Source organism: Sulfurimonas xiamenensis (assembly GCF_009258045.1).
Taxonomy (GTDB): Bacteria; Campylobacterota; Campylobacteria; order Campylobacterales; family Sulfurimonadaceae; genus Sulfurimonas; species Sulfurimonas xiamenensis.
On the sequence record NZ_CP041166.1, the window covers coordinates 178,852 to 199,786 of the forward strand.

General features: G+C 37.2%; 33 protein-coding genes. 30 read left to right on the forward strand and 3 right to left on the reverse strand.

Annotated elements, in window-relative coordinates; translation table 11 throughout:
- Positions 1 to 3: 3 nt before the first annotated feature.
- The 14 genes from FJR47_RS00960 (at position 4) to FJR47_RS01020 (ending at position 10,936) form a co-directional block, all read left to right on the forward strand.
- Positions 4 to 1,119 (forward strand): glycosyltransferase family 4 protein, encoded by a 1,116-nt coding sequence (locus tag FJR47_RS00960; protein WP_152298629.1) that lies wholly within the window; start codon positions 4 to 6, stop codon positions 1,117 to 1,119.
- A gap of 648 nt (positions 1,120 to 1,767) precedes the next feature.
- Complete coding sequence (locus FJR47_RS09690) at positions 1,768 to 1,938, forward strand: hypothetical protein (RefSeq protein ID WP_188093731.1); 171 nt, start codon at positions 1,768 to 1,770, stop codon at positions 1,936 to 1,938.
- Positions 1,939 to 1,953: 15 nt separating this feature from the next.
- A complete protein-coding gene (locus tag FJR47_RS00965; RefSeq protein ID WP_152298630.1) occupies positions 1,954 to 2,532 on the forward strand; it encodes a hypothetical protein in 579 nt (192 codons plus the stop codon).
- 268 nt (positions 2,533 to 2,800) lie between these two features.
- Positions 2,801 to 3,028, forward strand: a complete 228-nt coding sequence (locus FJR47_RS00970; RefSeq protein ID WP_152298631.1) for a hypothetical protein — start codon at positions 2,801 to 2,803, stop codon at positions 3,026 to 3,028.
- Positions 3,025 to 3,381 (forward strand): type II toxin-antitoxin system VapC family toxin, encoded by a 357-nt coding sequence (locus tag FJR47_RS00975; protein WP_152298632.1) that lies wholly within the window; start codon positions 3,025 to 3,027, stop codon positions 3,379 to 3,381. Before FJR47_RS00970 ends, FJR47_RS00975 begins: the two co-directional genes overlap by 4 nt.
- Positions 3,382 to 3,675: 294 nt before the next feature.
- A complete protein-coding gene (locus FJR47_RS00980) occupies positions 3,676 to 3,903 on the forward strand; it encodes a CopG family ribbon-helix-helix protein (RefSeq protein ID WP_152298633.1) in 228 nt (75 codons plus the stop codon).
- Positions 3,893 to 4,231 (forward strand): type II toxin-antitoxin system PemK/MazF family toxin, encoded by a 339-nt coding sequence (locus FJR47_RS00985; protein WP_152298634.1) that lies wholly within the window; start codon positions 3,893 to 3,895, stop codon positions 4,229 to 4,231. The genes FJR47_RS00980 and FJR47_RS00985 overlap by 11 nt, the downstream gene beginning before the upstream one ends.
- Positions 4,232 to 4,631: 400 nt before the next feature.
- Positions 4,632 to 5,168 (forward strand): type IV toxin-antitoxin system AbiEi family antitoxin domain-containing protein, encoded by a 537-nt coding sequence (locus FJR47_RS00990; RefSeq protein WP_152298635.1) that lies wholly within the window; start codon positions 4,632 to 4,634, stop codon positions 5,166 to 5,168.
- Positions 5,161 to 6,039, forward strand: coding sequence for a nucleotidyl transferase AbiEii/AbiGii toxin family protein (locus tag FJR47_RS00995; RefSeq protein WP_152298636.1), 879 nt, complete (start codon positions 5,161 to 5,163; stop codon positions 6,037 to 6,039). Before FJR47_RS00990 ends, FJR47_RS00995 begins: the two co-directional genes overlap by 8 nt.
- Before the next feature lie 209 nt (positions 6,040 to 6,248).
- Positions 6,249 to 7,196, forward strand: a complete 948-nt coding sequence (locus FJR47_RS01000) for a sugar transferase (protein WP_241855409.1) — start codon at positions 6,249 to 6,251, stop codon at positions 7,194 to 7,196.
- 220 nt (positions 7,197 to 7,416) lie between these two features.
- Positions 7,417 to 7,638, forward strand: coding sequence for a hypothetical protein (locus FJR47_RS01005; protein ID WP_152298637.1), 222 nt, complete (start codon positions 7,417 to 7,419; stop codon positions 7,636 to 7,638).
- Complete coding sequence (locus tag FJR47_RS01010) at positions 7,629 to 7,973, forward strand: type II toxin-antitoxin system PemK/MazF family toxin (RefSeq protein ID WP_152298638.1); 345 nt, start codon at positions 7,629 to 7,631, stop codon at positions 7,971 to 7,973. The genes FJR47_RS01005 and FJR47_RS01010 overlap by 10 nt, the downstream gene beginning before the upstream one ends.
- A 228-nt stretch (positions 7,974 to 8,201) precedes the next feature.
- A complete protein-coding gene (locus FJR47_RS01015; RefSeq protein WP_152298639.1) occupies positions 8,202 to 9,443 on the forward strand; it encodes an ATP-binding protein in 1,242 nt (413 codons plus the stop codon).
- Positions 9,444 to 9,667: 224 nt separating this feature from the next.
- Positions 9,668 to 10,936, forward strand: a complete 1,269-nt coding sequence (locus FJR47_RS01020) for a malic enzyme-like NAD(P)-binding protein (protein WP_188093732.1) — start codon at positions 9,668 to 9,670, stop codon at positions 10,934 to 10,936.
- Here FJR47_RS01020 and FJR47_RS01025 read toward each other — a convergent pair.
- Positions 10,926 to 11,588: an MqnA/MqnD/SBP family protein gene (locus FJR47_RS01025; RefSeq protein ID WP_152298640.1), complete on the reverse strand. Its 663-nt coding sequence runs from the start codon at positions 11,586 to 11,588 to the stop codon at positions 10,926 to 10,928. The genes FJR47_RS01020 and FJR47_RS01025 overlap by 11 nt on opposite strands.
- A gap of 104 nt (positions 11,589 to 11,692) precedes the next feature.
- Here FJR47_RS01025 and FJR47_RS01030 point away from each other — a divergent pair, with 104 nt between their 5' ends.
- Genes FJR47_RS01030 through FJR47_RS01040 form a run of 3 tightly spaced genes read left to right on the forward strand, consistent with a single transcriptional unit; the run spans position 11,693 to position 13,626 of the window.
- Positions 11,693 to 11,914 carry a MoaD/ThiS family protein gene (locus FJR47_RS01030; protein ID WP_152298641.1) on the forward strand — a complete coding sequence of 74 codons (222 nt, stop codon included), beginning with the start codon at positions 11,693 to 11,695 and terminating at the stop codon, positions 11,912 to 11,914.
- Between the two features lie 3 nt (positions 11,915 to 11,917).
- On the forward strand, positions 11,918 to 12,355 hold the full coding sequence (locus tag FJR47_RS01035; RefSeq protein WP_152298642.1) for a molybdopterin synthase catalytic subunit: 438 nt from the start codon (positions 11,918 to 11,920) through the stop codon (positions 12,353 to 12,355).
- 59 nt (positions 12,356 to 12,414) lie between these two features.
- Positions 12,415 to 13,626 carry a molybdopterin molybdotransferase MoeA gene (locus tag FJR47_RS01040; RefSeq protein ID WP_152298643.1) on the forward strand — a complete coding sequence of 404 codons (1,212 nt, stop codon included), beginning with the start codon at positions 12,415 to 12,417 and terminating at the stop codon, positions 13,624 to 13,626.
- Between the two features lie 104 nt (positions 13,627 to 13,730).
- Here FJR47_RS01040 and rnhB read toward each other — a convergent pair whose 3' ends face one another.
- Both rnhB and FJR47_RS01050 read right to left on the reverse strand, forming a co-directional pair.
- Entirely contained in the window at positions 13,731 to 14,276 is a 546-nt protein-coding gene (gene rnhB, locus FJR47_RS01045; protein WP_152298644.1) for a ribonuclease HII, read from the reverse strand.
- A 28-nt stretch (positions 14,277 to 14,304) separates the two neighbouring features.
- The gene (locus FJR47_RS01050; RefSeq protein WP_152298645.1) at positions 14,305 to 15,369 is read right to left on the reverse strand and encodes an ATP-binding protein; all 1,065 of its coding nucleotides are present in this window, start codon (positions 15,367 to 15,369) and stop codon (positions 14,305 to 14,307) included.
- 155 nt (positions 15,370 to 15,524) lie between these two features.
- Here FJR47_RS01050 and rpsJ point away from each other — a divergent pair, with 155 nt between their 5' ends.
- Genes rpsJ through rplX form a run of 13 tightly spaced genes read left to right on the forward strand, consistent with a single transcriptional unit; the run spans position 15,525 to position 20,931 of the window.
- A complete protein-coding gene (rpsJ, locus tag FJR47_RS01055) occupies positions 15,525 to 15,836 on the forward strand; it encodes a 30S ribosomal protein S10 (protein ID WP_152298646.1) in 312 nt (103 codons plus the stop codon).
- 9 nt (positions 15,837 to 15,845) lie between these two features.
- The gene (rplC, locus tag FJR47_RS01060) at positions 15,846 to 16,421 is read left to right on the forward strand and encodes a 50S ribosomal protein L3 (protein WP_152298647.1); all 576 of its coding nucleotides are present in this window, start codon (positions 15,846 to 15,848) and stop codon (positions 16,419 to 16,421) included.
- Entirely contained in the window at positions 16,421 to 17,035 is a 615-nt protein-coding gene (rplD, locus tag FJR47_RS01065) for a 50S ribosomal protein L4 (RefSeq protein WP_188093733.1), read from the forward strand. Before rplC ends, rplD begins: the two co-directional genes overlap by 1 nt.
- Positions 17,035 to 17,316, forward strand: a complete 282-nt coding sequence (locus FJR47_RS01070) for a 50S ribosomal protein L23 (protein WP_152298649.1) — start codon at positions 17,035 to 17,037, stop codon at positions 17,314 to 17,316. Before rplD ends, FJR47_RS01070 begins: the two co-directional genes overlap by 1 nt.
- 1 nt (position 17,317) lies before the next feature.
- Positions 17,318 to 18,157, forward strand: a complete 840-nt coding sequence (rplB, locus tag FJR47_RS01075; RefSeq protein WP_152298650.1) for a 50S ribosomal protein L2 — start codon at positions 17,318 to 17,320, stop codon at positions 18,155 to 18,157.
- A 4-nt stretch (positions 18,158 to 18,161) separates the two neighbouring features.
- Positions 18,162 to 18,437, forward strand: coding sequence for a 30S ribosomal protein S19 (gene rpsS, locus FJR47_RS01080; RefSeq protein ID WP_152298651.1), 276 nt, complete (start codon positions 18,162 to 18,164; stop codon positions 18,435 to 18,437).
- A 2-nt stretch (positions 18,438 to 18,439) separates the two neighbouring features.
- Positions 18,440 to 18,757: a 50S ribosomal protein L22 gene (gene rplV / locus FJR47_RS01085; RefSeq protein WP_152298652.1), complete on the forward strand. Its 318-nt coding sequence runs from the start codon at positions 18,440 to 18,442 to the stop codon at positions 18,755 to 18,757.
- Between the two features lies 1 nt (position 18,758).
- Positions 18,759 to 19,475, forward strand: coding sequence for a 30S ribosomal protein S3 (gene rpsC / locus FJR47_RS01090; protein WP_152298653.1), 717 nt, complete (start codon positions 18,759 to 18,761; stop codon positions 19,473 to 19,475).
- A 2-nt stretch (positions 19,476 to 19,477) separates the two neighbouring features.
- A complete protein-coding gene (gene rplP / locus FJR47_RS01095; RefSeq protein ID WP_152298654.1) occupies positions 19,478 to 19,903 on the forward strand; it encodes a 50S ribosomal protein L16 in 426 nt (141 codons plus the stop codon).
- Positions 19,890 to 20,075, forward strand: a complete 186-nt coding sequence (gene rpmC, locus FJR47_RS01100) for a 50S ribosomal protein L29 (RefSeq protein ID WP_152298655.1) — start codon at positions 19,890 to 19,892, stop codon at positions 20,073 to 20,075. The genes rplP and rpmC overlap by 14 nt, the downstream gene beginning before the upstream one ends.
- 9 nt (positions 20,076 to 20,084) lie before the next feature.
- Positions 20,085 to 20,333, forward strand: coding sequence for a 30S ribosomal protein S17 (gene rpsQ / locus FJR47_RS01105; protein ID WP_152298656.1), 249 nt, complete (start codon positions 20,085 to 20,087; stop codon positions 20,331 to 20,333).
- Positions 20,333 to 20,701 carry a 50S ribosomal protein L14 gene (gene rplN, locus FJR47_RS01110; RefSeq protein ID WP_152298657.1) on the forward strand — a complete coding sequence of 123 codons (369 nt, stop codon included), beginning with the start codon at positions 20,333 to 20,335 and terminating at the stop codon, positions 20,699 to 20,701. The genes rpsQ and rplN overlap by 1 nt, the downstream gene beginning before the upstream one ends.
- Positions 20,701 to 20,931 (forward strand): 50S ribosomal protein L24, encoded by a 231-nt coding sequence (rplX, locus tag FJR47_RS01115; protein WP_152298658.1) that lies wholly within the window; start codon positions 20,701 to 20,703, stop codon positions 20,929 to 20,931. The genes rplN and rplX overlap by 1 nt, the downstream gene beginning before the upstream one ends.
- The last annotated feature ends 4 nt before the right edge of the window (positions 20,932 to 20,935 follow it).

Consider the following 20,935-nt stretch of genomic DNA (forward strand, 5'->3'; position numbering starts at 1 on the left):
ATATTGAGTAAGAAAATAGCAATAGTGTCAAACACCTCTTGGAGTTTATTTAATTTTAGATTTAATCTAGCAAAAGAATTAAAAAAAAATGGATATGATGTAATTTTGGTTGCACCGTATGATAACTATAGCGATAGATTAAAAGAAGAGTTTGAGTACCATGGTATTTGGATGAATAACAAAGGAACAAATCCAAAAGAAGATATAAAGACGATACTACAGTTTTATAAACTATATAAAACAATAAAACCTGATTTAGTGTTGCACTTTACTATAAAACCAAATATTTACGGCACTATAGCAGCGAATATGTTAGGAATCAAAACTATAAACAATATTGCTGGATTGGGTACTCTTTTTATCAAGCAAAATTTTATTACAAAGATAGCTAAATGGTTATATAAATATTCACAATCCAAAGCAGATAAGATATTTTTTCAAAATAGTGATGACTATAAGATGTTTATTGATGAAAAACTGGTTGATAAAAACAAATGTGATATATTGCCAGGAAGCGGAGTGGATACAAATAAATTTGTCCCTGTAGATTATAAAAAGGTTGATGCTGCTTTTAGGTTTTTACTTATAGCTAGAATGCTGTGGGATAAAGGTGTGGGGGAGTATGTTGAAGCTGCCAAGATCATAAAACAAAAATATAAAAATGTAGAGTTTCAACTTTTAGGTTTTTTGGATGTTGAAAACAACAGTGCTATATCAAAAGAACAAATGCAAAAATGGGTAGATGCTGAGCTTGTAAATTATTTGGGTGTGAGTGATAATGTAACAGAAATTATACTAAAAGCTGATTGCATAGTGTTGCCGTCTTTTTATAGAGAAGGAACGCCCAGAACACTTCTTGAAAGTGCTAGTATGGCTAAACCAATCATCACGACTGATAATGTAGGCTGCCGTGATGTAGTAGATGATGGAGTAAATGGATATCTGTGCGAAGTGAAAAACATAAAAGATTTGGCTGATAAGATAGAGATGATGCTAAATCTAACGAATGAGCAAAGAAAAGAAATGGGTAAGGCTGGAAGAAAAAAAATCTTGCAAGAGTTTGATGAAAAGGTAGTGATAGATAAATATTTGGATGCCATAAAGGATATTTTGAAATGAAATTTTTACTTACAGACGCCATTGGTCTTAATATAAAGATAAATACAACATTCAAAAGTTTAGTTTTTTGAGAGTCTGTCATTCTGAATGAAGTCCGTCATTCTGAACGAAGTGAAGAATCTAGTTTGAAAGCTCCAAAGAGACCCTTCGCTCCGCTCAGGGTGACGGGAGGGGATGCTCAGGGTGACGGGATGGGAAGCTCAGGGTGACGGGAGGGGAAGCTCAGGGTGACGGGAGAGTTCGTCATTCTGAACAAAGTGAAGAATCTAGTTTGAAAGTCCCAATGAGACCCTTCGCTTCACTCAGGGTGACGGGAAGAAGGCTCAGGGTGACGGGAGAGTTCGTCATTCTGAACAAAACTCCGTCATTCTGAACAGAGTGAAGAATCTAGTTTGAAAGCCCCAATGAGACCCTTCACTCCGCTCAGGGTGACGGGAGGGGGAGGTTCATGGTGACGGGAGAGTTCGTCATTCTGAACAAAACTCCGTCATTCTGAACAGAGTGAAGAATCTAGTTTGAAAGTCCCAATGAGACCCTTCGCTCCGTTCAGAGGGACGAGGAGAAATATGCTTAATATTTATTTAAGTTTTTATAAATTGATTTTGTGTATAATGTGCAATAAAAGAAATACAGAAATAGGAGGATTTGATGACAAAAGCTTTTTTAGAACCATTGATACTAAAGACAGAAAATGAAAAATTTATCCGTAAAGCGTTTTCTAAAAGCAATATGGATAGAGTTAAAAAATTTAATTCTGTAAAAAGACCAAAACTTAAAAAAACTAAAGATAGAAAATTATCTGTCAGTGACCTTTTTTAGGCTTCATTAGTACTTATGACCCGTAAGCAATTTGATGAAGCTTTTTCATGTTTCCAATTATCTGAAATAATCTCTCAATCCCCATCTAAACGAAAAACCAAACAAGTTCTTAAAACTTTTTCTTGCTCTAGAAATTTGGATCTTCAAGATTTTTTACATAATAAAGCTTTAACTTTTGAGCAGCATCTTCGTTCACGAACCTATCTTTATATCGATAACGAAACAAAAGAAGTGGCAGCTTATTATACTATTGCAATAAGTGTATTTTTTACAGATGGTATATCTAAAGAGATTATCAAACTTTTAGATGGCTACAAAGATAATATTAAAACAATACCTTGCTTTTTAATAGGACAGCTTGGAAAATCAGATAAATGCGAAAAATCTAAAACAGGTGAGTATATGCTTGCCGATGCCTTGGACATAATCGACAACTCTCACAAAAATTTGGGAGGTAGATTTATTCTTATCGATTCTGTAAATAATCCCAAAGTCTTATCTTTCTATGAAGAAAACTCCTTTTTAGCTATTGAGAGTGATGAAAAATCAGAAAGTATTAAAATGATCAAACCATATTTTGAAGAGTTGGAATAATAGCAAGTCAGAGGTTTGCTTTTTCGAGTCTGTCATTCTGAACACAGAGACCCTTCGCTTTGCTCAGGGTGACGGGAGAGTTTGTCATTCTGAACAAAGTGAAGAATCTCCCCTGTCCGTCATTCTGAACGAAGTGAAGAATCTAGTTTGAAAGCTCCAAAGAGACCCTTCCCTCCGCTCAGGGTGACGGGAGGGGAAAAAGTTAATGTTAAATAATGTAAACAAATTTACGATAAAATAAAGAAAATTCAAGCCAAAGGAGTTTGAGATGCATACGATTAAATTGAATGTTGGTGATGGGATTTATGCTCATTTGATGTTTTTGTTGAAAAACCTCAAAACAAACGAACTAGAGATTGTCGAAGATGAAGAAAAAGAAGTAGTTCAAAAACAAGAATGTATAGACTTTTCTCAGTTTCAAATTGATGCTTTTAAGGATATAAAAGATCCACTGCAATGGCAAAAAGATATAAGAAGTGAGTGGGATAGACAATGAAAAAATATCTTCTTGATACTAACACTATTATTTATGCACTCAACAAAGGCTTTAAGTTTCCTAACAATGAGTACTTAGTATCTATTATTACGGAAATTGAGCTATTTTCTTATAGTAATCTTACTAAAAAAGATGAAGAGAGTTTGGAGCTTGCACTCAGTAAGTTTCAATCCATAGAACTAACTTCTAATATCAAAGAAGAGACAATAAAAACAAGACGAAAATCAAAAATAAAACTACCCGATAGTATAATAGTAGCTACAGCAATAGTTCAAAATGCTACACTGGTTACCTCTGATAAACAACTGATAAATTCACAAATTGTTGAGACCATATCACTAGAACAATTATAATCTACAAAAATTAATAAGCATAAATAAACGAATTTTTTTAAGTGCTGGATTGCCGCGCTTCTGTTTAGTGTGGAAGAGGGTGTTGGGTTGATGATAGATGGTGAGAAGTTGAGAGGAGACCCTTCACTCCGTTCAGGATGACGGGAAGGGAAGTTCAGGATGACATGCGAGTCCGTCATTCTGAACAAAACTCCGTCATTCTGAACAAAACTCCGTCATTCTGAACAAAGTGAAGAATCTAGTTTGACAAATGTATGATATAATACTGTATTACAAAATACAAAAGGATAAATTATGGTAGCAACTGTTCGTCTTGATGATGTTTTGGAAAATAAACTCAATACTCTGGCAAATACATTGCACAAGAAAAAAAGCGATGTAATACGCGAGGCGATAGAGTACTATGCCAAAAATGTTGAAAAAAGTAAAAAAAGCAGAATACTCAAAGCTGTAGAAAAAACAAAAAATGCAGATAAAGATGAGTATAAAAACTTTGAAGGAACTTTAAACGATGGTTTGTAGAGGAGAAATTTGGCTTGCCAATCTTAATCCCGTCAAAAAGAACAATGAAATGGGCAAGATTCGCCCTGTACTTATTTTTCAAAATGATGAATTAAATCATAGCGAGTACCCGACAACCATAGTAATCCCACTTACTACTTCACTAATAGATGATGCAGAACCTATCCGCATGAGAGTTAAAAAAAGAGAAAAGTTACTACAAGATTCTGATTTGGTAATTACACAAATTCGTTCTATTGATAATAATAGATTTGTGGAAAAACTAGCATCTTTAAAAACAGATGAGATGAAAAAAGTCAAAGAACTTTTTGATGAGATAGCGCAGTAGCGGGTCAGAGGTTTAGTTTTTTGGTTTGCTGTGTGACATGCGATCCCGTCATTCTGAACGAAGTGAAGAATCTAGTTTGAAAGCCCCAAATAGACCCTTCGCTCCGCTCAGGGTGACGAAAGGAGAAGCTCAGGGTGACGGGAGGAGTACAGGGTTAATGTTAAATGGTGAAGTGGATATGTATATGATTTAAACTATATTTAATTTAAAATACACATAAAATATGAATTTAACAGATTTTTTATTAGTATTAAGATTAAATATATATTAATCTTAATATAATTTGCTTATGGATACATTAGATATAAGAAATACGATTAAGTTAAATGTCTTCACTGTTGATATGCTCAAAAGTGTACTCAAAAAAGAATATTCCCAGCCGATTCAAAAGATAAACTATATGGTAAAAAATGGTGATTTGATTAGTCTTAAAAGAGGTATATATGCTTTTAGTGACAAGTATAGAGTATCGAAGCTCAATTATATAGCGACTGCCAATATGATTCATCAGCCCTCATATGTCTCTTTTGAGTATGCTTTGTCATATCATGGACTGATTCCAGAGCGAGTATATACAATCACTTCAGCGACGCTATCAAAATCAGTAGAGTATGCAACACAGCTAGGAAACTTTAGTTATCAAAAAATTCCAACAAAAGCTTACTCTTTGGGCATAGACTGGAAATATAATGATCTAGATGGAGGATACTTTATAGCCACACCTGAAAAAGCACTTTGTGATAAAATCTATTTCGACAAAAGAGCAAAAAATCTCAAAGATGATGAAATATTGGACTATTTGGAAGAGGATTTACGGATAGATTATGAGGAGCTTTTGAAACTTGATAGCAAACTTTTTTGGTATATCGCTATGGCATATAGTTCAAAAGTTTTATTGCTTGTTGCAAATAGATTAAAAAGGATTCAAAATGGCTAAAATCCACCCACATATAGAAGCGATGTTAAATCAACATGATTTAAATAAAGATAACCCTTTTGAGGTTTTAAGGGAGATTTTGCAAGAGATAGTTTTGTATGCTTTATATGATGCAGGCTTTTTTAAATATGCAGTTTTTTATGGAGGCACGGCACTTCGGATACTTCATAAGTTGCCAAGATATTCTGAGGATTTGGATTTTTCTCTGATTGAGCCTGATAATTCATTTGATTTATCAAAATACGAAAAAAATATCTTAGTACATCTAAAAAACTATGGATTTGAAGGTGTTGTAGAAACAAAAATCAAAGACAATAGTGCTGTGCAATCTGCTTTTGTCAAAGGCAATACAGTGAAGCATCTCATAGCGATAAATGCCCCAGAAGATATAGTGGCAAAATATCCATCTACTAAAAAGTTAAAAATAAAATTTGAAGTCGATACAAAACCTCCTTTAAATTTTGAAGAAGAAGAGAGATTGCATTTGACACCAATACCATTTCAAATAAGAACTATGAGTATATCTTCACTTTTTGCTGGAAAGATGCATGCTGTTTTGTGTAGAGGTTGGCAAAATAGACCAAAGGGACGAGATTGGTATGATTTGGTTTGGTATGCAAAAAATGGGTACGAGTTAGATATATTGCATCTTTCTACAAGGTTGAAACAGAGTTGTAAAGCATTTGATGATAATGTAGGCGATATTTCAAAAGATTCTATATTGGAGTTATTGAATCAGAGAATTGATGATTTAGATATTTTGATGGCAAAAGAAGATGTGAGTAGATTTATATATGATCAAAGAGAGCTTGATCTTTGGAGCAAAGATTTTTTTAGGTCTATTGCTATCATGATAAAATTTAAAGAGTAGCAGGGTCCGAGGTTTACTTTTTCAAGCCCGTCATTCTGAACAAAGTGAAGAATCTCTCCTTCGTCATTCTGAACAAAGTGAAGAATCTAGCTTGAAAGCCCCAATGGGAAGTACTTAGAATGTTGGAGTTTTTAAAAGATGAAAAATAGTGGATATCCTTTTGTTTATAGATAATTTAATTCTCTTTTATATACAATGTTTTACTTAAAATGAAAAGAGACGATTCGATGCTTGTGCTGGGTAGAAAATACAAATTTACAGAGCTTGAACTTAAAAGACTTCAAAAGAGATTTAAAAACATTAGCATTGTTAATTATACGGATCAGGACCAAAACGAAGTGCTTTGGGAACTCGAGGAGTCGCTAAAGTCGAGTGCGTACGATCTCTTGGTTTTAAATACCAAGTTGAGTGTAGGCGATGAGATCATCAAGTACTTGACAAATCTGCAGTTTGAAAAAAGAAAAAAACCTCTCAAAGTGATGAGCATAGAGCATTTTATGGAGAAGTATCTTCATAAGTGCTATATCCCTGAAGACAATTCGGACCTAGATTTTTTAGAAGAGATACAGCCTTACTCTAAGTTTGAGTATTTTCAAAAAAGAGCGCTTGACTACTTTGTCGCATTGACATTTTTTATGACTGCATGGCCTTTGATCTACATAGTAAAGTACAAAATGTTCAAAGAATCTCCGGGAAAACTTTACTTTAAACAGGAGCGTGTCGGAGAGCTGAAAAAAACTTTTCAGTGCAGAAAGTTTCGCACCATGCATGAAAACTCCTATCATGATCCATATACAAGAGAAAATGATAATCGTATCTACCCCTTTGGGGCGCTTATGAGAAAAACAAGGATAGACGAACTTCCGCAGATGCTCAATGTTCTCAGAGGTGAGATGCACATCATAGGACCAAGAGCCGAGTGGAGTATCCTGGTAGAAGAGTATGAAAAAAAGCTTCCCTATTATCATGAGAGACACCTTGTAAAGCCAGGCATCACGGGATGGGCCCAAGTGATGTACCCATACGGCGCCAACCTCGAAGATACAAGACAGAAGCTGATGTATGACCTCTACTACATCAAAAACTGGAATCTTTTGCTTGAGCTTAAAATCATCTACAAAACAATTTTAGTGGTTTTGGGAAAAAAAGGGATGTAAGGCTTTACTTTTTAGAGACCCTTCGCTCTGCTCAGGGTGACATGCGACTCCGTCATTCTGAACAAAGTGAAGAATCTAGTTCAAACCAATGAGACCCTTCGCTTCACTCAGGGTGACGGGAAGGGGAGGCTCAGGGTGACGGGAGGGGATTAGGTTGATGTTAAATAATGTAAACAAATTTACGATAAAATAGAGAAAATTCAAGCCAAAGGAGTTTGAGATGCATACGATAAAATTAGAAATGGGTGATACAGTTTATTCTCATATTATGTTTTTATTGAAAAACCTTAACTCAAAAGAGTTGAAAATTATAGAAGAGCCTGAAGTCAAATCCAAAAAATCAGTTTCTGCTGATGAGCTAGAGACGAAAATGTTTTCTAATCATACAGTAAATACGATAGAGGACTGGAAGGATTCTACAGAGGATGAGATATGGAAATAGCTCAAGGGGATATAGTCTTATGTGAGTTTTATTTTAGTGACTTGCAAGCATCAAAAAAGAGACCCGTGCTCATTTTAAAAGATAATCTTCCTTTTAATGACTTTGTGGCTATTCCAATAAGCAGTAAAGTCGAAAAACTACACGATGATGAGGTTATCATAGATGATTTTGATTTTGAAAATGGCAATATACCTAAAAAATCAAAAGTGATGATTCGCAAGACTTTTGTGGTGTCAAAAAGTGTGGTGTTAAAAAAATATGGAGTCCTTAGTAAAAAGAGTTTTGAAAAATTTCATCAAAGTTTTTGTATGTACTTTAAATGCTCCAAACTATAATAAGCGTTGAAGAATCTCCCCCGTCCCTCATTCTGAACAAAGTCCGTCATTCTGAACAAAGTGAAGAATCTAGTTCAAAACACAGAGACCCTTCGCTTCACTCAGGGTGACGGGAGAGTTCGTCATTCTGAACAAAGTGAAGAATCTAGGTGTGTGGCACATTATATGTATTGCATTACATATAATATTTTGATATAATTGGATTATAAAACATTCAAAGGTTATATTATGTTAGAAGAACTTTTTGTTAAGAGTAGAGATTTTATCAGCATCAATAACCAAGAGTACAAAAGATACTTTATTAAAACAAAAAAACTAGAGCATAGATTATCTATCATAATCGGTTCAAGGGGTATCGGTAAAACTACTACAGTCGCACAATATATCAATGAGAACTACAAAGCAAACGAAGCATTATATGTCAACCTTGACGATATACAAATCTCTTCAAAATACACAATGACAACTATTGCCGAGGAGTTTGTACTCAATGGCGGTAAACTTCTTTGTTTTGATGAGATACACAAATATTCGAACTGGTCGGCGGAACTTAAAAACATCTATGATAGGTTTGATAAGTTAAAGATAATCGCAACCGGTAGTTCAGCTCTGCAAATAAATCAAGGGAGTCATGATTTAAGCAGAAGAGCTATTGTTTACAATATGGTAGGCATGAGTTTTAGGGAGTTTTTAGAGCTTCACTATAAATATAAGTTTGAAGCAGTTACTTTAGAAGATGCTGTATCAAACCATATAGACATAGCAACCAATATCAAAAATACAATAGAACAAAATGACCAAAAGATAATTCCTCTCTTTAAAGAGTATTTAAAACACGGTTACTACCCATATTTTTTGTCTATGCCAAATGAAGTGATGTTTTTGCAAACACTGCAACAAAATATCAATGTATCAATCGAGAGTGATTTACTGAGTATCTACCCAAAACTAAATGGTAATAGTGTAAAGAAAATCAAAATGCTTCTCTCTGTCATAATTAAAAGTGTACCGTTTGAGCCAAAAATAAGTGAACTCAAAATTGCTGCCGATATAAAAGATGACAGAACACTAAAAGATTATCTAGCAAAACTTGATGATGCAGGTCTAATCAAACTTTTAATGCAAAATTCACTCAGCATGAAAGCATTTGACAAACCTGAAAAAATCTTTTTAGCTAATCCAAATTTGATGTACACAAAAGAGCCAAATATTGGAAATTTAAGAGAAACATTCTTTGTAAATCAATTGGATAATTACTACAAGAACAAACAATCACTCAGCGACGAAGGTATTTTTGCAAGTAACAACGGTGATTTTTATTGCCAAGAGAAATATACATTTGAAGTTGGCGGCAAAAGTAAAGGATTTAACCAAATCAAAGATATACCAAACTCTTATGTTGCTAGTGATGATTTAGAAGTTGGCATTGGCAATAAAATCCCACTTTGGCTTTTTGGGTTTTTGTATTAAATAGCAGAATCAGAGCCCGTCATTTTGACATGCAAGTCCGTCATTCTGAACGAAGTGAAGAATCTAGTTCAAAACACAGAGACCCTTCGCTTCGCTCAGGGTGACGGGAGGGTTCGTGATTCTGAACAAAGTGAAGAATCTAGTTCGAAGGTTGGAATCTCCTCTATAAAGTAGACAACATTTTGATACAATAATACAAAAAACAAAAAACAGGAGTGTCAAAAATGTCCATAATCAAAATTACAGATGAAGAGGCGCTCTCTTACCATCAGTATCCTCGTCCGGGGAAGATCTCAGTAGAGACCACAAAACCAGTCGATACATTGAAAGATTTGAGCATGGCATATACGCCCGGAGTGGCAGTGCCGTGTCTGGCGATAGAAAAAAATCCGCAGGATGCGTATCTCTACACTGCCAAGAGCAACCTTGTTGCTGTTATCTCCAACGGTACGGCGGTTTTAGGGCTTGGCAACATAGGCGCTCTTGCTTCCAAGCCTGTTATGGAGGGAAAGGGCGTTTTGTTTAAAAAATTCTCCGGCATTGACTGCTATGACATAGAGGTAGATACGCAGAGTATCGATAGATTCTGCTCTGTTGTGAGTGCAATTGCACCTACTTTTGGAGGAATCAATCTCGAAGATATAAAAGCTCCCGAGTGTTTTGAGATAGAGAGACGCCTGACAGAAGAGCTTGATATCCCAGTAATGCATGATGATCAGCACGGTACAGCGGTTATCTCCGCCGCCGCTATATTAAATGCATGCGAGCTTACTCACAAAAAGCTGCAAAATCTTAAAATTGTTGTAGTTGGGGCAGGAGCTGCGGCTATCTCATGCGCACGGTTATACCGTCACATGGGGGCGGAGAAAATTATTATGCTTGATTCCCGCGGTGTGGTGCATAATGGGCGTAGCGATCTCAATGAGTACAAAAGAGAGTTTGCTTCATCTGAGTATCTTACACACTCTCAGGCTTTTGAGTGTGCGGATGTGGTAGTAGGACTCTCCAAGCCCGGAAGTTTTACTATAGAGGATATTATGCGCATGGATAACGATCCGATTATCTTTGCTCTTGCAAACCCAACGCCCGAGATATTTCCAAAGGATATCAAAAAAGCGCGTCCAGATGCCATAGTGGCAACAGGCAGAAGCGACTTTGCAAACCAGGTAAACAATGTTTTAGGCTTTCCTTTTATCTTCCGCGGGGCTTTGGATGTAAGGGCAAAAAAGATAAATATAGAGATGAAAGTAGCAGCTGCAAAGGCTTTGGCAGAGCTTGCCAAGCAAAAAGTTCCAGACTATCTGCATAAGCTTTACGATACAAAGTTAAAATTTGGCAGGGAGTACATCATCCCAAAACCTTTTGACAAAAGGCTTATAGTTGAGGTCTCAAGCGCGGTAGCTCAAGCGGCGATAGAGAGCGGATCGTCAATGATGAAAAATTTTGATATACAGGCCTATAGAGAGGAGCTTAAAAGAAGAATCAACGAGTAGTTGAAACTTTTGGAATCTCTTTGTAAAATTTGGCGAGACCTTTTTTCGCTTTTGTATCGAGTCTGTATGAGATATAATTGAGATAGCTTAGTATCTCTTTTTCGCCGATTCCCGTTCTCTCAGCAGCCTCTTGAAGGATGTAGCGTGGAATCTTTACTCTTCGTTTGAGAAAGTGCTGCTCAATCTTTTTGTAAAGTTTTTTATCTTTGTGGTAGCACAGCAGCGCAAATACAAAAGGGAGATTGTGCTTTTTATGCCACATCTTTGCCAGATCGGTATGAGGCTTGTTTTGCAGATAGTACTTTAGCGCTTTGTCCCCTATAAGTACTTCGCCTTGTACTTTTAGTATCTTTGCAAGCATGTTTGAAGTCTCCGACTCCACATCGCTTATGTTGTCACTTCCCGGAGCAACCAAAACACTCAAAACCTCTTTTCTTGCGATAATTCCCAGATTTACATATTTTTGGTTTTTTGCTCTAATGCTTGAGATAAAAGCGGCGTCCACTTTTCTAGAGATAAATTTTTTGTTTGTTTTTGCCGGAACGCCTTTGTAGTAGTTCATGCTCATGCTCTGCTGAGAGCTTTTGGTAAATCGTTTCATAAAAACATGAAATGGCAAAAGATTTAGATACTCGATTTTTCCAAAAATCATTTATTCCTCCACTCTGTTATAAATCAAATTATACATCTCTTAACTTATAAAAAAGATGAGTTTGCTATAATCTCAGCAGTAAAAAAAGTTTATGGAGCAATCTTTTGGTAAGAGTAGAATTTTTAGGACCGATACAAAAAGAGCCTTTGGATTTGGAGATAACAAATCTCAATGAGCTGGCAAAAATACTGCAAAATGATGCACAGATGCAGGAGTGGCTACAGAATTCTGCCGTTGCTGTAAATGACACGCTTGTAAGCAGCAGAGACATAGAGCTAAAAGATGGTGACAGAGTTGTGCTTCTGCCGCCGGTCTGCGGGGGGTGAGAAGTGTTGTCCCTCTATAACGGCCCTTTGAATGTTGCTGAAATCTTAAAAGAGTGGTATGAGCAGGAAGCCAAAAGCAACTATGGCGCATATATCTCTTTTGTCGGAACCGTCAGAAGTGAAAACAGTATCGACGGCTTGAGCTTTGATATCTATGAGCCGATTCTTCAAAGCTGGTTTGAAGCATGGCAGGCAAAAGCCAAAGAGAGAGGTGCCATTATCAAAATGGCGCATGCGCGCGGCGATGTTATGCTTCACGAATCCTCCTATATATCTGCTGTCTTTTCTCCAAAACGCCGTGTCGCTTTGGATCTTATAGATGAGTTTGTAGAGGATTTTAAAGCATCTGCTCCTATCTGGAAGTATGATTTAAGAAGCGGTGACAGAGTTTATGCGCTTGACCGCTCAACAGCCATAAAGGGTAGCGGGTTATTATCTTAGAATAAGAACTTTTAGGAACAAAGCCCTAAACTGAACTAATAAAATTAAGGATTTTTAAAATGAGTCTGTTGCCTTATGAAATAAGTCAAAAAATGCTTGATATGCTGCATGTAAATGCATCAAGAAACGAAAATGTGCCGCTTAGCTGCTCTTTGGGAAGAGTTTTGGCGGAGGATATCGTAGCAGAGCACAGTGACCCGCAGTTTCCGACTGCTTCTATGGATGGATATGCCGTAATGCACAGTGATTTGGACGGCAGAAGCATAACCATACTTGGAGACAATCCTGCCGGCAGCTATGAACAGCGTACCATCAACAGCGGAGAGTGCATCAAAACCTTTACGGGTTCTAAAATGCCCGGAGGTGCCGATACGCTTATCCAGATAGAAAATGTTACGGTGGAAGATGGGAAGATTATCATAAATGAGAGTGTTCCCAAAGGTTCATCCGTTCGTCCGATAGGAGAGGGATATAGAGCCGGAGATGTGCTTATAAAAAAAGGCACAAAGATAGGTTTTGCGCAGATAGGTGTTATGGCAGCGCTTAATCATGTAATGGTAAAAGTCGCGCTTAAACCTCGTGTCGCAGTTATATCTACAGGAAGCGAGATACTTGATCTTGGTGCAAACAGCAGCAATCCCGCACAAATCAGAAGCTCAAACAACTACACTTTGGCGGCTCTTTTTGAGCAATCAGGCGCAGAAGTTATACAGCTTGGAACAGTAGGCGACGATAGAGACTCTATCATGCATATATTTCAAAATGCACTCAGTTGTGCCGATATAGTAGTGAGCACCGGCGGTGTAAGCGTGGGGGATTATGACTTTGTAAAAGATGTTATTCCGGGTCTTGGAGCCGAGGTTGTCTTTAAAGGTGTGGCAATTAAGCCGGGCAGACATGTTTTAGTGGCAAAAAAAGAGCAGAAGTTTGTTTTGGGGCTCCCCGGATTTGCTTACTCATCAACCGTAACGGGGATTTTATATGCCCTGCCACTTATTGCAAAGATGCTTGGCAGAGAGAGAGCATACAATATTGTTGAAGCGGAGCTGAGCGAAGATTTTAAAAAAAGAAGCTCTTTTACTGAGTTTACTGCCTGCAATGTTGAGATAGTAAAGGGCAGATACTTTGTAAATTTCAAAGATAAAAAAGTTGGAAGCTCGGCAATACTTACAAATATGCTAGATTCAAGCGCACTGATGATTACAGGCGAAGAAGATGGCAACCTTCTAAAAGAGACGCGCGTTAATGTGATTTTGCTGGAAAACTTTTAAAACAATAAATAATCTGCTACATTTATGGCAAGCTTTTCTAAAGAAACTTCGTTTTGCGCCATAGCGGCCAGCGAAAACTATATGGGCTTTTGCTTATATAGTGATTAAAATAGTGTAGGCATAAGCGCTTTTAGCTTGTAGCTTCTTCTGTGGATATCGCAGTAGCCATGTTTTTTGATTAGCTCTATATGTCTGGCAGTTCCATACCCTTTATGTTTTTCAAACTCATAAAGCGGGTATCTTTTTGCATCTTTTATGATATTTCTGTCATGCGTCACTTTTGCCAAAATCGAAGCCGCACTCACCTCCGGCACTTTTCCATCCGCTTTTACCATGGTTTGAAGCCCGTTTACTCCAAAAGTGGAGTTTCCGTCAAAAAGGTACTCGCTGCATTTTAGAGTATTTATAATCTCCAAAAGAGCTTTTTTCATGCAGGATGAGATGCCGTGATCATCAATCTCTTTGGAAGAAAACTGCACTATATGGTATGCAGAGTTTTTGATTATCGTCTCATACAGAATCTCTCTTTTTTTCTCATTCAGTTTTTTTGAATCACACAACTCCTCAATCGGAGAGTGCAAAATACATCCTGCTATCACCAAATCACCCGCAATCGGTCCACGGCCCGCTTCATCTATGCCGCATAACATATAACAATCCTTTATTTTATTTATAATCTTAATCTCCTAACGCCCAAATATCAAAGGGAACCATCTCAATGCGTGAAAACGGATGGTTTACACTCCCTTCTTTGCTCATAGTGACAGCGGTTATCTTTTTAACTTGGTATCTAATGATAAATGCTTCTATGGCTTCTATCTTTTTAAAAAGTGCTCTCTCATCTGCAAAAGGCGTTGCTAAAATTACCTCGCTGTTTTGCGGAAGGTAAAAATCAATGCCGTCGTCATAAAAGGATTCTCTGTTTGATTTTAAAATCTCTAAATATATCATATTTTCAAAGATTCTGCCAAAATGTTTGTCAATTGTAAGGGCAGATTTGAGTGATATGTCGCAGAGATAAATTTTTGCTATGGCTTTTGGATGGTTTGTTTTTTGAAGCTGATGCAGATACCCTTTTTTACAGAGCATATCAAAAGAGCTGTAGAGTTTGTCTTTGGAAATTTTCCGTGTCTGTTTTAGTCTTTCATATATAGAGTAGGGAGAAATTTTTTGTGTCATTGTTTTTGTGCAAAAAACTAAAATATCAAGCTCTGTTTCGCTTAATGCGCTTTTTAGTACTTTTTGCAGATAGATAATTTTTTCATCACTGTTTATTTTATGCATAAAAGGAAAACCGCCAAGCTGAAAAAAATGGTTGAGCGCGGTTGAGTCGTACTTATGTTCGTAAGCCAAAAACTCTTCATAGTCAAGCGGATAGAGCCGCAGAGTTTTTAAAGAGTTTATTTCATAATGTACTTCGCTGCAAATAATCAACTGCTTTACATTTACAAAGTGCAAAGCAGGTATATAGTTGTCAAAAACAACTGTTTCAATCTTATTGTCGCTGCAAAATTTCGGCATCAGCGCGTTAAAGAGATCTGCTTCTATGCGCAAATCATTGCAATCCACATAAAGATAGCTGCTTTTTTTAAGCCCTAAGAGGTAGTTTTTTACCAGTTTTGTTTTTCCGCTTTGCGTTATGCCGTTTATCTGATAGCTTATATTTTCCAAAAACAGTTTTCTAAAGTGAAATTTATCAACAATTATGTCGGTTTTATATAGCTCTTCTAGTAATATTTCCATATTGTAATTTTACTGTTTCCTTATTAAAAGGAAATAAATTTATGTAAATTCCAACTTTTAGCCCATAATTTCTTGAATATTTGAAGCAGTTTAGGTACAATTCCGCTCCCTTAAATAGTTAGGCAAGACCTGACGAGTTCTTTAGAAGGAAAAACATGGAAAAAATTCGTTTAAAATTGAAAGCTTATGATCATCGTGTACTTGATAGATCTGTAGCATCAATCGTAGAGGCTGTTAAGCGTACAGGAGCTGCTATTCGTGGTCCGATACCTTTACCAACAAAGATTCGTAAATACACTGTATTGAAATCTCCGCATATCAATAAAAGCTCTCGTGAACAGTTCGAAATTCGTACACACGCTAGAGTAATAGATATTGTTTCTGCAACGCCGGAAACTGTAGATTCATTAATGAAACTAGATCTTGCACCTGAAGTGGACGTTGAAGTTCGCTCTATGGATAACTAGGAGGTCATGATGGAATATATTGTTGAGAAAATCGGTATGAGCCGTACTATCACAGTACCTAGTAAGCCTGTTACTCTTTTAAGAGTGTTGGATGCTAAAGTATGTGAAGTTAATGAAAATGGCGCAATTGTAGCTTACAATAGCGGTAAAAAAATGAATAAGTCAATTGAAGGTCAGCAAAAAAAATACAGCCTTTCATCTGAGTTTAACCGTTTTGTTACTTTAGAGGTAGCAAATACTGAAGCTGGTGATTTAGATTTAACTCCTTTGGCAGAAGCTAAAGTTTTAAAATCTTCTTTTACTACTAAAGGTCGCGGTTTTTCTGGTGCGATGAAGCGTTGGAACTTTTCTGGTGGTCCTGCATCTCACGGTCATAGATTTGGTCGTAGAACAGGTTCTATCGGTAATGCAGAGTGGCCAGGTCGTGTAATGAAAGGGCGTAAAATGCCTGGACAATACGGAAATACACAAAATAGTGTTAAGAATGAGATAGTTTCTTATGATGCTGAAAACAAAATCATTGCGGTTTTAGGTTCAGTTTCTGGAGCTAACGGTTCTTTAGGTCGTGTAAAGGTAGCTAAATAATGAGCGCAATAGTTCTAAATGAAAAAATGGAAAAAGCTTCTGAGTTAGCTTTACCGGAGAGTTTTTCCGGGATTAATCCTCATAACTTATACCTGTATGTAAAGTCTGCACAGGCAGCTCAAAGAGCTAACAGTGCAACAGCGCTTACTCGTGCACAAGTTAGAGGCGGTGGTAAGAAGCCATGGGCTCAAAAAGGCGGCGGTCGTGCTCGTGCCGGCTCTCGTCGTTCACCTGTATTTGTTGGCGGTGGTAAAGCATTTGGTCCTAGCAACAACCGTAACTATGACCTTAAAGTGAATAAAAAGCAGAAAAAACTTGCTCTTAACTTCGCTTTAGCAGAACACGCACAAAATGGTAGTCTATTCATCGTAGACAGCATTGAGATAGCATCTGGTAAAACAAAAGATGCTGCAGCAATGTTTAAAGCGTTAAACCAAAGAGATACTCTTTTTGTAAAAACGATTTTAGATGAAAAAACTTATTTAGCATTTGAAAATATCTCAAGCACATATGTGATTGAAGAGAATGAATTAAATGCTTATTTAGCTGCAAATTATCGTTCAGTAGTGATCGAGAAAGCGGTATGGGAAAATCTTGTAGGTGAGGCTAAATAATGGCAGATATTACAGATATTAAATCTATACTATATACAGAGAAGACTCTTGGCATGCAAGAAGAGGGGATAGTTGTTGTTCAAACTTCTCCTCGTATGACTAAGACAGGTCTTAAAGAGGTTTTTCGTGAGTACTTTGGAGTAATTCCTTCAAGAGTCAACTCACTTAATCAAAGCGGAAAAACAAAAAGATTCCGTGGTGTACAAGGTAAACAAAACGACTTTAAAAAGTTTTATGTGAAGTTACCTGAGGGTGCACAAATAGAAAGTTTGGCGGTTTAACATGGCAATTAAAACTTATAGACCGATAACTCCGTCTCGTCGTTTTTATACGAATGTTGAAAATAGTGATATCACTGCTAAGGCTAGTGTTCGTTCATTGCTTGTAAAACTTCCTGCTCATGCTGGTCGTAACAACAACGGACGCATTACATCTCGCCATAAAGAAGCTGGTGCAAAAAAACTTTACCGTATCATCGATTTTAAAAGAAATAAATTCGGTATTCCTGGTACAGTAACTACAGTTGAGTATGATCCATACCGTAACTGTCGTATTGCACTTGTTACTTATGCAGATGGTGATAAAAGATATATCCTTTTACCAAAAGGTTTAAATGTAGGCGATAATGTAATGTCTGCAGAGTCTGGACTGGATGTAAAACCTGGTAATGCAATGAAACTTATGAATATACCTGTCGGTACGGTAGTTCATAATATTGAGCTAAAAGTAGGTAAGGGTGGACAGATGGTTCGTTCTGCTGGAACTTCAGCTCAAATTATGGGTCGTGACGGCAAGTATGTTTCACTTCGTATGCCTTCTTCTGAGATGCGTTTAGTGCTTGGTGAGTGTATGGCTACTGTGGGAACTGTTGGAAATGAAGAGTATATCAACATTGTAATAGCAAAAGCAGGTCGTAGTCGTCATATGGGTATTCGTCCTCAAACTCGTGGTTCTGCTATGAACCCAATCGATCACCCGCATGGTGGTGGTGAAGGTAAAACGAATTCAGGTCGTCATCCAGTTACTCCATGGGGTAAACCAACGAAGGGTTCAAAAACTCGTCGTAAAAAAGCAAGTGATAAACTTATTATTACTCGCCGTAAATCTAATCCGAAGAGGTAGTTAAATGGCAAGAAGTGTAAAAAAAGGTCCATTTGTTGATGATCATTTAATGAAAAAAGTGGCTGCAGCCAAATCTGAAGGAAATAAAAAACCTATCAAAACATGGTCTCGCAGAAGTATGGTTCTGCCTGATATGGTTGGCTTAACTCTTAATGTTCATAATGGGCGTCAATTTGTTCCGGTATTTGTAACAGAAAACCATATTGGTTATAAACTAGGTGAATTCGCACCAACTCGTACATTCAAGGGCCATAAGGGCTCTGTACAGAAGAAAGGTTAATCATGGCTAGAGCATTATTAAAATTTATCCGTGTTTCACCGATTAAATCTCGTCTTATTGCAAGAGAGATTCAAGGTATGAACGCTGAAGAAGCATTGGCAGCTTTAGAGTTTACACCAAACAAAGCAGCAAAAATTATCTACAAAGTACTTGCGTCAGCAGTTGCAAACAGTGGTAATGAAGCTAGTGATTGTACAGTAACATCATGTCGTGTTGATAATGGTCCGGTACTAAAGAGATTTCGTCCGAGAGCTCGTGGTATGGCATCAGGCATCAGAAAACCGACAGCGCATATATTAGTAGAAGTAGAGGGTAAATAATATGGGTCAAAAAGTTAATCCTATTGGTTTACGTCTTGGTATCAACCGTAACTGGGAGAGCCGTTGGTTTCCTAACTTTAAAACTGCACCAGCAGCTTTAGGTGAAGATCACAAAATTCGTACATATTTGAAAAAAGAGCTTTACTATGCTGGTGTTTCTAACATTATCATAGAGAGAACTGTTAAGAGACTTCGTGTAACTATCGTTGCTGCTCGTCCTGGTATTATTATCGGGAAAAAGGGTGCAGATATTGAGAAGTTAAAAACAACTCTTCAAGATCTTGTTGGTAAACCTATTTCGGTTAACATCAAAGAAGAGAAGAAAGCTCAAATTTCTGCTCAGTTAGTTGCTGAAAATGTAGCTACTCAACTAGAGCGCCGTGTTGCATTTAGAAGAGCTATGAAAAAAGTTATGCAAAATGCACAAAGAGGCGGAGCTAAAGGTATCAAGATATCTGTAAGCGGTCGTCTTGGCGGAGCTGAAATGGCTCGTACAGAGTGGTATTTAGAGGGACGCGTTCCACTTCATACACTTCGTGCAAAGATAGACTACGGTTTTGCTGAAGCACATACTACATACGGTTGTATCGGTGTTAAAGTATGGATATTCAAAGGTGAAGTACTTACTAAAGGTATCCCGGCTGAAGTAAAAGAAGAGAAACAAGAGCGTGCTCGTAAGCGTGCTCCAAAACGCGAAAATAGCGGAAAGGCGGAATAATCATGTTGATGCCTAAGAGAACTAAATATCGTAAAGTAATGAAGGGCCGTAACCGTGGTTACGCTCGCTCGGGTTATACATTGGCATTTGGTGATATAGCTATAAAAGCTGTAGAAGCAGGTCGTATTAACTCTCGTCAAATTGAGTCAGCTCGTATTTCAGCTACTCGTCATATTAAAAGAAATGGTAAGATCTGGATTCGTGTATTCCCTGCTAAGCCACTGACTGCTAAGCCTCTTGAAACTCGTATGGGTAAAGGTAAAGGTTCAGTTGATCAATGGGTTATGAATATTAAGCCGGGTCGTATCATTTTTGAAATGGCTGGTGTTCCAGAAGAGCTTGCTCGTGAAGCATTAACTCTTGCTATGCATAAATTGCCTTTCAAAACAAAAATAATTACTGCGGAGATGAGCAATGAAATATTCTGATTTAGCAGATAAAAGCACAGCAGAACTTCAAGCAATGCTTAAAGAGAAAAAAACTGAGCTTTTTACTTTAAAAATAAAAAAACAGATGATGCAACTACAAAACACTAGCGAACTTCGTATCGCTAAAAAAGATGTTGCTAGAATCAACACTGCACTTAGTGCAGCGAAATAGGGGCCGGCAATGACACATAAGCGTGAAATTCAAGGTAATGTAGTTAAAATTGCAGGTGACAAAACAGCGACAATCGTTGTTGAGCGCCGTGTAATGCACCCTCGTTACCACAAAGTTGTGAAGCGTTTCAAAAAGTACTTGGTACACGATGAGCGCAATGAGTTAAAAGTTGGTGATGAGATTGTTGCAATCGAGTGTCGCCCGCTTTCTAAGACTAAATCTTTTAGACTTAAAACAGTAGTATCAGGAGCAGAGTAATGATTCAAGCTTTTACTCGTCTAAATGTAGCTGATAATACAGGTGCAAAAGAGGTTATGTGTATTAAGGTACTTGGCGGTTCCAAGCGTCGTTATGCAAAAGTAGGCGATGTTATCATTGCTTCTGTAAAAAAAGCGACTCCTACTGCTAAAGTTAAAAAAGGTAAAGTTGTAAAAGCTGTTGTTGTTAGAACTGCTAAAGAGATTCACCGTGAAAACGGCTCTTTAATCCGTTTTGATGATAATGCAGCTGTTATACTTGATGACAAGAGAGAACCAATCGGTACTCGTATTTTCGGACCGATTGCTCGTGAAGTTCGTTATGGCGGCTTTATGAAGATCGTATCTCTTGCACCGGAGGTTGTTTAATGGCAAAGTTTAAATTCAAAAAAGGCGATACTGTAGAGATCATCGCCGGTGACGATCGCGGAACAAAAGCTACTGTACTTGAAGTATTACCGAAGAAAAACAAGGTAATAGTTGAGGGTTGTAAAATAGCTAAAAAAGCAATCAAACCAACAGAAGAGAACACTAAAGGCGGACATATCAACAAAGAGATGCCTATAGATGTTTCAAATGTTCGTAAAGTGGAGGCATAAGTAA